Origin of the sequence: Streptomyces sp. NBC_01013 (assembly GCF_045162765.1) — a bacterium.
GTDB lineage: Bacteria > Actinomycetota > Actinomycetes > Streptomycetales > Streptomycetaceae > Streptomyces.
This window is the reverse complement of record NZ_CP108687.1, coordinates 5,256,394-5,269,561: the sequence shown is the minus strand read 5'-3', so window position 1 is coordinate 5,269,561 and position 13,168 is coordinate 5,256,394. Positions and strand designations below refer to the sequence as shown.

The following is a 13,168-nucleotide window of genomic DNA, read 5'->3' as shown; positions in this document are numbered from 1 at the left end:
GACACCGATCGGTGTCCGGGGCCCCTGTGTGCGTACGTGTACGTACCGCTGCTGCCGTCAGGCGGCGGTGCGGCCGTTCACCAGGCGCGGGAGGATCCGGAAGCCGATGCCTCCGGCGATCATCGTCGCGGCGCCGACCAGCAGGAACGTGGTCTCAGCGGCACCGGTCTCGGCGAGCTCGTCCTTGCCCTTGCCCTGCTCGACCGGCTGGTTGCCGACCGAGTCGGTGTCGGTGTTGTCGCTGTCGACGCACTCGGCACCGTCGAGGGAGACGGTGCAGGTGCCGGTGTCACCGGTGGTGGAGCCGGCAGTGGAGCTGCCCGCCGTTGCACCTGCGGAGGCCGCGCCGTCGGATGTGCCGCCCTCGGAGTTGCCGCCCTCCGACGTGTTGCCCTCGGTGGTGCCGCCCTTCGAGTTGCCGCCCTCCGACGTGTTGCCCTCGGTGGTGCCGCCCTTCGAGTTGCCGCCCTCCGACGTGTTGCCCTCGGTGGTGCCGCCCTTGGAGTCGCCGCCCTCCACCGTGTTGCCCTCGGTGGTGCCGCCCTTCGAGTCACCACCCTCCACCGTGTTGCCCTGGACGTCGCCGCCCTCCACCGTGTTGCCCTGGACGTCGCCACCCTCGATGGTGTTGCCCTGGACGTCGCCACCCTCGGTGGTGTTGCCCTCGGCGTCGCCACCCTCAAGGGTGTTGCCCTGGACGTCGCCACCCTCGGTGGTGTTGCCCTCGGCGTCGCCACCCTCAAGGGTGTTGCCCTCGGCGTCGCCACCCTCAAGGGTGTTGCCCTCGGCGTCGCCACCCTCGAGCGTGTTGCCCTCGGTGTCGCCAGCCGCCTGGACACCGAAATGAACACCCGCGACGTCGACGTCGGCCTCGACGGCCTGTGCCACGCCTGCAACAGTGAGCGAGGCGCCGGCGGCAATGACCGCACCCGCGGCTATCCGCGCGACGCGTACTCGCGTCTTCTTCGTCATGTGCTGCTACCCCCAGTAGCTGTTCTCGTCAATGGAGCAGCCATATGCGGGGCATGGCCCAGCGGGGTTTGCTCCGAACGTCGGCCCACGTCGTGCCGTGGCCATGCCGCCCGCCCCCGATCACACCCGTCCCAGACATATGCATGCTGCCCTAGCAGCCTGTCCAGAGTTAAGGACTACGTCAAGGCCGTTCTGTGCAATGTGCACCGCTTTGAGCCGAGTTGACTCTCGTTCAGCACCACGACTGTGACGCACTCGCCACGCCTTCTACGCAACTCGCCACGCCAACTCCCGCTCCCCAAAGCCCGTTTCGTACGCCCTCCGGTCGCCCTGCGGTCATGCCCGGTTCACTCGAAACGATCAGGATCGGGGCATTCAACCGAACCGACTCGTCCCGAACCCGGTGAACCCATGCAGAAGCGAACCGCCGCACTCTCCCTGACGCTCGCTGTCTCCGCCCTGCTGCCGACGGCGCTGCCGGCGCAGGCACAGTCGGACTCCGCCGGCTACTACGCCACCAAGACCCCGTACGCACCGCAGCAGAACCCGCGGTCGTACCAGCACGCTCCCAAGGGCTTCGTCCCCGTGTTCACCGAGAACGTCTCCCGCCACGGCTCCCGCGCGGCCTCTGACAGCGAGGACGGCGACCTGATCCTGGCCCTGTGGGAGAAGGCGCGGAGCGAGGGGCAGCTCACCCGCGCCGGCGAGCAGTTCGGTGGCGAGACGAAGGCGTTGCTGGCCGCCATGGACAAGATCGGATACGGGCAGCTCAGCGGCCGGGGCGTGCGCGAGATCCGGGAAACAGCCGTGCGGCTGGAGAAGCGGCTTCCCGGGCTCTTCCAGCAGATCGCCAAGGACTCCGAGCAGATCAACGTCACCAATTCCGGCAAGGACCGTGCCGTCGACAGCGGGAACCTGTTCGTCGAGGCCCTCGCCGAGAGGGACCCGGCCCTGGCGCCGCTCATCACACCGGCCAGGACCGATGCCGACCTGCTCTACTTCCACAAGTCGGCCGGCGGAGCGGAGTACCGCGACTACGTCGACAACGACGAGCGGCTCGCCTCCACTCTCGACGCGATCACCGACCAGCCGGCCTCGCACACCGCGGCACGCAACGTACTGAAGAAGATCTTCAAGCCCGCGTTCGTCAAGCGGATCTCGGCGGGCGAGTTCGACTCGATCGGCACCGAGGTGGAGGCCGCACAGGCGGTCTACGCCCTCTACAGCATCGCGCCGGCCATGGCCGACGAGGGCGACTGGGACATGAAGCGCTACATCGCGCCCCAGGACGCGCAGTGGTTCGCCTACCTCAGCGACGCCGAGGACTTCTACGAGAAGGGGCCGGGCTTCGCCGACAGCGACATCACCTACAGGATGGCGAACGTCCTGCTCGACGACTTCTTCACGAAGATCGACGCCAAGCGGAACGGAACCAGCAACGCCGGCGCGGAGCTGCGCTTCACGCACGCGGAGGAGATCATCCCGCTGGCCGCGCTCATGGGCCTGCCCGGCAGTACGAAGCCCGTGTCGGAGGCCGAGCCGTACACGTACGCCGACAACCCGTGGCGCGGTGAATCGGTGGCGTCCATGGCCACGAACATCCAGTGGGACCTGTTCCGGAAGGGGAACAAGTACCTGGTGCGAATGCTCTACAACGAGAAGCAGACCGCGTTCAGGAAGGGCTGCGAGCCGGTGGCGAAGGGCAGCTACTTCTACGAGGTCGACGCACTGAAGCAGTGCCTGGGCCGCACCGCTTCCTGACCTCGTTCAGCCGGGACGAGGACGGGCGTGGGAGCCGCGGCTCCCACGCCCGTCCTCGTTGGTGTCCCGTCGTGCGGGACTACTTCTCGCTCTGCTTGCGCCAGCGGATGCCCGCCTCGATGAAGCCGTCGATCTCACCGTTGAAAACGGCTTCCGGGTTGCCCATCTCGAACTCCGTACGCAGGTCCTTGACCATCTGGTACGGGTGCAGGACGTAGGAGCGCATCTGGTTGCCCCAGGAGTTGCCGCCGTCGCCCTTGAGCGCGTTCATCTTCGCCTGCTCCTCCTGGCGGCGGCGCTCGAGGAGCTTCGCCTGGAGGACGTTCATCGCGGACGCCTTGTTCTGGATCTGCGAGCGCTCGTTCTGGCAGGAGACGACGATGCCGGTCGCCAGGTGGGTCAGGCGCACCGCGGAGTCCGTGGTGTTGACGCCCTGACCGCCGGGGCCCGAGGAGCGGTACACGTCGACGCGCAGTTCGGACTCGTCGATCTCGATGTGGTCGGTCTGCTCGACCACCGGCAGCACCTCGACGCCCGCGAAGGACGTCTGGCGGCGGCCCTGGTTGTCGAACGGCGAGATCCGGACGAGCCGGTGGGTGCCCTGCTCGACGGAGAGCGTGCCGTAGGCGTACGGCACCTCGACGGCGAAGGTGGTCGACTTGATGCCGGCCTCTTCGGCGTACGCCGTCTCGTAGACCTCGGTCTTGTAGTTGTGCCGCTCGGCCCAGCGGAGGTACATGCGCTGGAGCTTCTCGGCGAAGTCCGCGGCATCGACGCCACCGGCCTCGGCACGGATGGTGACGAGGGCCTCGCGGGCGTCGTACTCGCCGGAGAGGAGGGTGCGGACCTCCATCTCGTCCAGTGCCTTGCGGACGGACTCCAGCTCGTTCTCGGCCTCCGCGAGGGCATCGGCGTCGCCCTCGTCCTCAGCGAGCTCGAAGAGGACTTCGAGGTCGTCGATCCGGCCACGCAGGGTCTCGGTCTTGCGGACCTCGGCCTGGAGGTGCGAAAGCTTGCTGGTGATCTTCTGCGCCGCCTCCGGGTCGTCCCACAGGGACGGAGCGGCAGCCTGCTCCTCGAGCACGGCGATGTCACCCCTCAGCGCATCCAGGTCCAGGACGGCCTCGATCGACCCCATGGTCGAGGAGAGGGACTTCAGCTCTTCGGAAATATCGACGACTGCCACGGGTCCAGCGTAACGGCTGTCGGCGCGGGCGTTCCTCGGACGGCATGATCACGATCGCGTACGGACGGGCCGTGAACCTCCCGGGCCCGTCGATCGGGGCCCGGGAGGGGGAAGGCGAGCTCAGGCCCAGCCGCCCGGCAGGACGTCCGGGACCAGGACCGAAGGACCGAAGGCGTCCGCAGCCGCGATGTATCCGTTCTGGGTGAGATTCACGTGATCACCGGCGTCGAAGTCGGCCGGTGCCGCGCCGTTGCCGAGGAGCAGCGGAGGCGGATCAAGAGTGCTCGCGGCATCCGACACCGCGAGTGCTGCCTCCGTATCCTCCGCGGCTGTCGTGCACGGGGTGTACCCGCTACAGGGAGTCAGCGTGGAGAACACGGTTTTGATGCCCCGTGCCCTCAGCATGTCCGCCACCGTGGTGCAGGCGCTCGTGACCGTTGCGTCATCGGATCCACCCGCGATGTCCTGAATGCCCTGCGCAATGACCACGGTGAGGCCCGGAACGGTCAGCACGTCCCGATCGATCCGGGAGAGAGGGGCAACGCCTCCTCGGTTCTGGTCCGTGATCAACCGATTGTCCTCGACCGGCGTTCCGACGACGCCGATTCCCGCAGTGCCGGAGTTTCTCCGGAAGCGGTCCCAGATCCACTCGGAAAAGCGGGCATCACCTCTGACACTCTCGCCAGGGTCGGTAAAATCCAGCCATGGCTCGCTACTGAGATGGTTCTGGGCTGGAAAAACATCGGCAATGGTGATCGTTTCGCGGTTCGTGTGCCGTAGAGAAAGGGAAGCGGGAGATGCTCATTCGATCGCTTGAACAACTCTGGCTCGAGGTTGAGAACCTCAACCGCCAGATCACCGGATCTCACGCTCCTGGAGTGACGGCGGGCGAGGCCGAAGCGATCCTGGGAAGTGTTGTACCGGAGGACGTCGCTACCTGGTTTGGGTGGTCGAATGGCGTTGAGTACCTTCCTGGACAGATTCAAGACGACGCTTATCTGGTGCCAGGCTACGAGCCGCTCTCCTTGCGCGAAGCAAGAGCGGTGCGGGAGTCGTACGAGATCGAGGACGCGGTTCTAGGTGAATTCTGGACGCCCCTACTAGCAACCGGTGGCGGAGACTTCTATGCAGCCGTGTACGGAGCCTCCTGCGAAGAGCCGGAGGTAGCGCACATGATGGTGGGCAACGAAGCGCTTGTCGTGTACAAAAGCATTGAGAAAATGGTGAATGCTTTCTGCGGCTTCTACCGTTCAGGAATATTCTTCGTTGGCGATCGAGGAAACCTTGAAGCGGACGATGAGTTTTGGGTTGCGGCCGAGTCGGATCCCGGCCTGCGGTAGTCCGACCGGCGTCTCTTGCGCACCCTAAGGGCTGTCCCGCACCCGGGGGGTGGAGGCGATGTGTGCCGAAACCACTACAGGCAGCGAGCCGCCACGTTCCCGGACAGCGCTCCCCGGCAGCCCACGCGCAGCTCGTACCGAGCCGGTTCATGCCCTCCGCCTCGGCGTGGTCCCCGGCGTCGAATCGCCACACTACGGCCCAGCAGGCGCCGAGTTCTTCGTGTCCTGCGGCGTCGTTCCCGCGTCGTCGCCGCCCAGGGCCAGCCAGCCGCCCACCCCCACCGCCGCGACCAGCACCAGGGCCGCTGCGCCCAGCGTCAGGCGGCGCTTACGGATGGCGGCCGACTTGTTGCGGGCCGAGCCGGGGCGGGGTTTGCCCGGGGCGCGGGGGGCGCGGGCGGTGCCGCGGGGGCCGCCGGAGAGTTCGTCGGGGGCCGGCACGCGCATGCTCGTGTGGGTGTCCCGGTTGGAGTCGGGGGACGAGCCGGGGACCAGCGGGACCGCGCCGCGACGCCGGGGCTCCTCGGTGGCCGGGGTGTACTGCTGCTCGTCGTAGGCCTGGCCGTGCGACTCGGACTCGGATTCGTCGTCCGGTTCGTCCACGTCCAGGGGCGGTATGCCTGCCAGGTGCGGGAGCTGCTCCCGGAGGCGCGCCGCCAGTTCGGAGGCGCGCAGCCGGGAGGCCGGAGCCTTGGCGAGGCACTGGACCAGCAGCTGCCAGAGCTCGTCGGGGATGCCGGGCAGCGGGACGACGGTCTCCGTGACGTGGCGGCGCAGCACGGCGCCGGGGTGGCCGCCGCCGAAGGGCGTGAAGCCCGCGAGGAGTTCGTACAGGACGGTCGCCAGCGCGTAGATGTCGACGGCGGCGCGCGGCGGGAGGCCCTCCACGATCTCGGGAGCCAGGTAGTCCGGCGTACCGATGATCTTGGTGGCCTTGGTGCGGCGCGGGGTGTCGATCAGCTTGGCCACACCGAAGTCGGTGAGCAGCGCGGGGTGGGAGTTGCCGGGGCCGAGGGGGCCCTCCATGTCGAGCAGGATGTTCTCCGGCTTGACGTCGCGGTGGACCACCCCGGCCGCATGCGCGGCGGCGAGGCCGTCGGCCACGTCCGCGACGATCGCGACGGCGGCCTCGGGGGCCAGCCGGCGTTCGCGGTCGAGCCGGGTCCGCAGGTCCGTACCGCGGACCAGGTCCATGACCAGGGCCAGGTCGTTGCCGTCCACCACGAGGTCGCGGACGGCGACGACGTGCGGATGGTCGAGCTTGAGCAACGCGGTGCGCTCCTGGACGAAGCGGCCCACGAGCTCCTGGTCGGACGCGAGGTCCTCGCGGAGCAGCTTGATGGCGACGGGCCCCTCGGGGCCGTCGCCGAGCCACACCGTGCCGGCGCTGCCGCGCCCCAGAATCTGGTGGGCGGTGTACCGGCTGCCGATATTCCGTGCCAAGACTGCTCCCTCAGCGGCTGGCGATGGACCCTCGCACAACAACCCCCGGTCGACAAAGTTACGCGGCGATCGGGAGGTTGCGTGCCCTGGATGGCGCCAACCTTCACTTCTACGGGCGAATTGCCACGGAATTGGTCCGCAGAAGTCGATATAGCTACAGAGTCCGGTCGGTGCCGGGTAGTGGAACCCGACCGGCCCGGTGTCCGGTCAGGTGTTGTCAGGTTCCGCTGCCGCTGCCGCTGTCGCCGCCGAGCTTCGAGATCCAGCCGGTGACGGTGTCGAAGGCGTCGGTGAGCGCGTGCCAGTAGCTCTGCCCCTGGCCGATCCAGTCCTTCAGCGGGGTGAGCTCCCAGATCAGCCAGCTCGCCACGAAGAGCAGCACCAGGGTGAACAGGCAGCCCTTGAGACAGCCGAGGCCGGGGATCTTCATCGGATTGGCGTTGCGCTGCCTCGGCTCGCGGGGCGGGCGCTGGGCCGGCTGTTGGGGCTGCTGCGGCTGCGGCGGCGCGTACTGCTGGCGCTGTTGCTGGGGCTGGTACTGCTGCTGTTGCTGGGGCTGGTACTGCTGCTGGTACTGCTGTTGTTGCTGGGGCTGTTGGCGGTACTGCGGCTGTTGCTGTTGCTGGCGACGCGGCTGCTGCTGTTGCTGCGGCTGCTGGCGCTGGGGGCGGCGGCGCAGCGGGTCCTGGCTCGGGTCGAGGTACTGGACCTGCGTCTGCTCGTTGCGGTCGCGGGCGGCCTGGAGCTGGGACTGCCACGGGTGCGGTCCGTCGGGCTGCGGAGTCCCCTCGGGGCGCGGCGGGACGGGCGGCATGACCGCGGTCGGGTCGGCGTGCGGCCCGCCCGGCCCGGCGTTCTGCTGCATGACGCTGGTGGCCGCATTGGGGTCGTACGCGTTCGGGTCGTACGAGCCCGCGTTGCTCGGCAGCACCTGGGTGGGGTCGGCCGCTCCCGGCGTCTCCGGGACGGCGGTGGGCGCCGGGTCGGGCGCGAGCAGGGCGCCCACGCCGTCGGCGGCCGCGATCTGCGCGGAGTTCGCGTGGACGCCGATGCCCGCGGCGACCGTGCGCAGCGCGCGGGCGAGGTTCTCGGCGCTGGGCCTGCGGTCCGGGTCCTTGCTCAGGCAGCGCTCTATCACCGTCCACAGCGGGGCGGGGACGGTGCTGGGGCGGCGGGGCTCCTCGCTGAGGTGCCGGTGCAGGACCTCCAGCGCGGTGCCGCCGGCGAACGGCGGACGGCCGGTGAGCAGCTCGTACAGCAGGATTCCGGCGCCGTAGATGTCGACCGCGGAGGTCTGCGGGCGGCCCTCGGCCGACTCGGGCGCCACATAGGCCGGCGTCCCGACGAACTCATGGGTCCGGGTCAGGCCCGGGGAGTCGGCGAGGCGGGCGATGCCGAAGTCGGTGAGCATCGGGTGCATCTGGCCGTCGCGCTCGTCGAGCAGCACGTTGGCGGGCTTCAGGTCACGGTGGACGACGCCGTCGGCATGGCTGGCGGCGAGCGCGTCCGCGATCTGCGCGGTGAGCAGCGAGGCGGCGACCGGGGTGAGCGGGCCGTTGTCGCGGAGGTAGCGGTGCAGGTCGGGGCCGTCGATCAGGTCCATGACGAGGGCGAGGAGATCGCCCTCCACGACCAGGTCGCGGGTGCGCACGATGTTCTCGTGCCTCAGCCGCAGAAGGACGGAGCGCTCGCGCAGGAACCGCATCACGACATCCGCGTCGTTGGCGAGCTCCTCCTTGAGGACCTTGATCGCCACGGTCTCGCCGGGCTGGCCGGCGACGGCCGCCTCGGCGCCCGCGGTCTCACGCTGGCGGGCGCGCCAGACGGTGCCCGTGGCGCCGCGTCCCAGCGGCTCCTCGAGCAGGTACTTGCTGCCTACCGGCCGCACGTCATGCGCTCCCTGCTGCTCGTGGTGCTTGCGGTCCCCCGGATCCGTCCGGAGTTTCCGGCCCACTCTAGGGCCTGTCCGACGGATCGGGGGCGGACAGGGTACGGCGTCCGGCGCGATGCCGCGCAAGGCGCAGGAGCGCCTTCACGGCGGAGCCATGAGGGCGTTCCGGCGACGCCGCGAGGTGCCGTGCCGGCCGCCACACTCGGCCATGATCCGCCGGGCAGGCGCCCGGGCGGCCGGAGTGGACGGCCGAGTCGGGCAGGTTACCTTTTTGTCGACATTTTCAGTAGTTCCCCGGAGAGGTGCGGTCTGCCCGGAGGCCTGCCCACCGGCCCGCCCGCCGCCCCGGCTCCCCGGATGCGGAGGAAGACGCTCATCCCGGGCAGATGGTTGCCGCCGAGAAGTCCGACGGAACGAATCCGGACCCACGGCCGGGGTCACGCCGAGTCCGCCGGGACCCCCGCGAGTGCCCCGGAGGGCAGGCCAAGCCGGCACTTTTGGGCGCAGAGCCGACGTTTCAAGATCACTTAGCGGTGACCCCCGGGCGTGTTGTCAGTGGCAGGTGCGAGGATGCCTCCAGCACGGAACTGTGGGGTCGGGAGCCCTGCGGTACGTGACGAACCTGTACCGGACGACGCGTCCGTGCCGGGTGGGGGGAATCACAGGGCGTCCCCCCTGCCGGGCACCACGCGCAGAAGGGACCGCTGACGGCGATGCAGATCCGGCTGACCGTCCTCGCGCCGCGCAGCGGCCAGACCCCGGCGCGCGCCTGCGACGTGCTGGTCACCGCCCCCGCGGGCACGGCGCTGGCCGCCGTGGCGTCCCACCTGGCCGCCTCCGTCTCCGGGCCCGACGGCTCCCTCGGCAGCGGGGCGGTGGTGCTGTTCGCCGGGCGGGAGCGGCTCGACGCACAGCGGTGCTCGCTCGGTGAGCCGCCCCTGGTCGACGGAGCTGTGCTCTCGCTCCAGGTCCCGGGGGAGGAAGAGACGCCGGACGACGCCGTCCCGGCTCAGCTGCACGTGATCGCGGGGCCGGACGCCGGCGGGGTCCACCTGTTGCACGGGGGGCAGATCCGGATCGGCCGCTCGGCCGACGCCGACGTCCCGCTCGACGACCCCGATGTGTCCCGGCTGCACTGCGCGGTGACGGTCTCCGCGGAGGGCCGGGTCTCCGTAGCCGATCTCGGCTCCACCAACGGCACCTCCCTGGACGGTACGGACGTCCGCGACCGCCCGGTACGGCTGGCCCCCGGTGCGCTGCTCCGGCTCGGCGAATCGACACTGCGGCTCACCTCAGGAGCGCGGACACCGACGCTGGAGACGGCACCGGACGGCGAGGGCCACCTGCGGGTGGCCAGGGCGCCGGCCGCCGACCCGGCTGCCCCGGACCACGGGCCCGCGTACGGCGGACCGGAGGAACACGCCGGGCCGTACGCCGCCCACGAGGACGAGCGCCCGGCGGGCCCCGACGGGCTGCTCGTGGCGCGCCCGCAGCACTCCGGCTCCGGACGCACCGGCCGGCAGCCGGACGACGCGGCCCCCCGCCGTGGCATAGGCGCCTGGGCCCGCCGGCTCGCGGGCGGCAAGGGCGATCCGGTCCACGAGAGCCCGACCGACGAGACCGCCCCGGATCCCGCCTCGACGTTCACCGCGCGGCCCACCGCCCCCGAAGGCACCTGGCCGGACCCGGCCTCCGTCCTGCTGACCGCGCTCGGCCCGGGGCCCCGGCTGTGGGAGCGCGGCACCGCGCACCCGGAGACGCTGGTGGTCCGGCTGGGCACGACCGACCGGGCGGACCTGCCCGCCGTTCCGGTGACGGTGGGGCTGCGGGAGGCCGGTTCGCTCGGGCTCGCGGGGCCCCGTGAACGGCTGGCGGGGCTCGCCCGCTCCGCCGTGGCCCAGCTGGCCGCACTGCACTCCCCCGCCGACCTGGAGATCGTGCTGATCAGCACGGACCGGGCACGCGGGACGGACGAGCGGCGGCGCGAGTGGGCCTGGCTCGGCTGGCTTCCGCATCTGCGGCCGATGCACGGCCAGGACTGCCGGCTGCTGCTGGCGTACGACCGTGAGCAGGCCGTCGCCCGGACGACGGAGCTGGTGCGCCGCCTGGACGAGGGACCGCTCGGACCCGGCTGGGCAAGCCTGGACCCCGGTACGCTCGCCGAGGCCGCCCGCCACTACGAGGGCCCGTTCACCGTGGTCGTCGTCGACGGCGACCCCGGTACCGCGGTGCTGCGGGAGAACACCGCCCGGCTGGCGGCGGCGGGCGCGGCGGCGGGCATCCATCTGATCTGTCTGGCGGAGACCCCGGCCGCCACTCCCACCTCACCGGTCGCCGCGACGTACGAGGCGGCCTGCCATGCCTCGATCGCCTTCAGGGAGTGCGGGGCCGTGGCCGTGCTCAGCGGTGATGTGGCGACGGCCCTGCGGCTGCTGCGCACCGCGGGTGGCCGGGCCGCCGGCCATGGCACCGTGGCCACGGTCGACGCGGTGTCGGCGCACTGGGCGGAGCGCTTCGCCCGCGCCTTGGCTCCGCTGCGCGCCGAGGGTTCGACCGCATTGCCGGGCCGGCGCGCGGCGGTGGCCCTCCCGCCGTCCGCCCGCCTCCTGGACGAACTGGGCCTGGCCCGCGCCACTCCGGCCTCTCTGATGGCCCGCTGGGCCTCGGCGGCGGACGAGCAGCCCGGAGCGACGGTCCGCGGCGCGGGCAGCTGGACGGGCGGTACGGGAGCGGCGGCCGACGACACACGCGGCTCCGCCCGCACTGCCCACCCGGCCGCCCCGGGGTCCCGCGTGGGCACCCAGCGCGCCCCCGCCGATCCGCAGCCCGCGGGCGCTCCTCGCGGCACGGACGACGACTACCGCACCCGGGGCTCCGGACGCACGCCGTACCCCACCGGCGGACCCGCCACCGACTCCGCCCGCACGCCGTACCCCCGCGGCAACGACACCCACGCGGGTGTGCCGCGCCGCACCTCCGGCCGTGGCGATGTGCACGACGGCCCGGGCTACGGCGGCACGCCGTATCCCGACGACGCCGGCTCGCAAGGCACCTCCTACCCCGGCACCAGGGGCACAGGCCGCACCCCCTACCCCGGCGCCACGGACGCCCCTGGTTCCGGCCGCACCCCTCACCCCCGGGTGGGGGCGCAGCGTTTCGAGGGAGGGCCTGGGGACAGACCGAGTTCACGCACCCTGCCGGGCTCCGACACCCGCTCATGGGGCGAGGCCGGAGACGTCCAGGGCGCCGACAGCATGCGCACCGCGGGATCGGGGCGCTCCTCGAACCGGGTCAGCGGGCCGCGCCAGGGCGACGCGCCCCAGGTCGCCACGCGCGGTGCCGAGCCCGGGCGGGCCGCCGTGCGCGCCGCCGCACAGGGACCGGCGGCGGACGTGCCGGCCGGGGCGGCCGGGCGGCCCGTCGTGGTGCTCGGGGCCGGGCCCCGCGGTCCGGTGAGTGTGGATCTCTCCGAGGAGGGCCCGCACCTGCTCATCGAAGGGCCCGGCGGCAGCGGGCGTACCGAACTGCTGAGGGCGGTCGCCGCTTCGCTGGCCGCCGCCGACCGGCCGGACCGCCTCGGCATCCTGCTGGTCGACGGGGCGGGCGGCGAGCGCGGCGAGAGCCTGCGTCCCTGCACCGAGCTCCCCCACGCGTTCACGCACCTGGTGGCCTCCGATCCGGTCCGGATGCGGGAGTTCGCCCAGGCGCTCGGCGGTGAGGTGAAGCGGCGTGCCGAGCTCCTCGGCGGCCTCGACTTCTCCGACTGGCACAGCCGGCACGAGGTGGCTCAGCGGATGTCCGACCGGCATCCCCCCGCCCCGTCCCAGCAGCGCGGTGACGTCGAGTCCGCGATGAGCGGCACCTTGCGGCTGCGGCCCGCCTCGGCACGGGCGACGGACCCGGGCCCCTCGCCGTTGCCCAGGCTCGTCGTGCTCGTGGACGACTTCGACGCGCTGATCGCCCCGGCTCTGGGCAGTCCGGGCCGGCCGGCCGCGGGCTCGGTCGTACGGGCGCTGGAGGCGGTGGCCAGGGACGGCGGCCGGCTCGGCATCCATCTGGTCGCCACGTCCGCCCGTCCGGACCGCACGGAGGACAGCGAACTGGCCCGCGGGGCGCGGCTGCGCGTCGTGCTGGACCCTCCCGTGGTTCCGCCGTCGCCGGACGAACCGGCCCCGGGCCGTGGGCGGCTGGGCCACCCCGACGGACGGGTGACGCCGTTCCAGGGCGGCCGGGTGACCGGCCGTATCCCGCGCACGGCGACGCTGCGGCCCACGGTCGTACCGCTGGAGTGGGAGCGGATGGGCGATCCCCCCACCCGTCGCCCGGTCCGCGAACTGGGCAACGGGCCCACCGACCTGGCGCTGCTGGCCAGTGCGCTGGAGCGGGCGGCCCGTTCGGTGAACGCCGAGCCGTTGCCGCCGCTGCGTCCGGTCCACCCGTGAGCGGGGACGGATCGCCCGAGTGGGCCCCGCCGTCCGCAATCGCCTCATACCTGCCCTGACCTCACGTCACGAGCCCATTACGATCAAGGAGTTGGGCCCACTGACGGTATTGCGGCGCCCGGATACCGGGCGT

Annotated in this window: 8 protein-coding genes; 3 read left to right on the top strand and 5 right to left on the bottom strand. The window is 71.6% G+C overall.

Annotated elements, in window-relative coordinates:
• Positions 1-57: 57 nt before the first annotated feature.
• Positions 58-972: a hypothetical protein gene (locus tag OG538_RS22905; RefSeq protein WP_406096450.1), complete on the bottom strand. Its 915-nt coding sequence runs from the start codon at positions 970-972 to the stop codon at positions 58-60.
• A gap of 411 nt (positions 973-1,383) precedes the next feature.
• On the opposite strand from OG538_RS22905, the gene OG538_RS22900 reads away from it, so the two are divergent.
• Entirely contained in the window at positions 1,384-2,733 is a 1,350-nt protein-coding gene (locus OG538_RS22900) for a histidine-type phosphatase (protein WP_406096448.1), read from the top strand.
• 79 nt (positions 2,734-2,812) lie between these two features.
• Here OG538_RS22900 and prfB read toward each other — a convergent pair whose 3' ends face one another.
• Positions 2,813-3,919 carry a peptide chain release factor 2 gene (gene prfB / locus OG538_RS22895; RefSeq protein WP_385283172.1) on the bottom strand — a complete coding sequence of 369 codons (1,107 nt, stop codon included), beginning with the start codon at positions 3,917-3,919 and terminating at the stop codon, positions 2,813-2,815.
• A 120-nt stretch (positions 3,920-4,039) separates the two neighbouring features.
• Positions 4,040-4,432, bottom strand: coding sequence for a hypothetical protein (locus tag OG538_RS22890; RefSeq protein ID WP_406096445.1), 393 nt, complete (start codon positions 4,430-4,432; stop codon positions 4,040-4,042).
• Between the two features lie 284 nt (positions 4,433-4,716).
• Here OG538_RS22890 and OG538_RS22885 point away from each other — a divergent pair, with 284 nt between their 5' ends.
• The gene (locus tag OG538_RS22885) at positions 4,717-5,259 is read left to right on the top strand and encodes a hypothetical protein (RefSeq protein WP_406096443.1); all 543 of its coding nucleotides are present in this window, start codon (positions 4,717-4,719) and stop codon (positions 5,257-5,259) included.
• 192 nt (positions 5,260-5,451) lie between these two features.
• Here the strand turns inward: OG538_RS22885 and OG538_RS22880 are convergent, their stop codons facing one another.
• The gene (locus OG538_RS22880; RefSeq protein WP_406096441.1) at positions 5,452-6,702 is read right to left on the bottom strand and encodes a serine/threonine-protein kinase; all 1,251 of its coding nucleotides are present in this window, start codon (positions 6,700-6,702) and stop codon (positions 5,452-5,454) included.
• 217 nt (positions 6,703-6,919) lie between these two features.
• Positions 6,920-8,590: a protein kinase domain-containing protein gene (locus OG538_RS22875; protein WP_406096439.1), complete on the bottom strand. Its 1,671-nt coding sequence runs from the start codon at positions 8,588-8,590 to the stop codon at positions 6,920-6,922.
• Positions 8,591-9,306: 716 nt separating this feature from the next.
• Between OG538_RS22875 and OG538_RS22870 the strand changes: the two genes are divergently transcribed.
• Complete coding sequence (locus OG538_RS22870) at positions 9,307-13,035, top strand: FHA domain-containing protein (RefSeq protein WP_406096437.1); 3,729 nt, start codon at positions 9,307-9,309, stop codon at positions 13,033-13,035.
• The last annotated feature ends 133 nt before the right edge of the window (positions 13,036-13,168 follow it).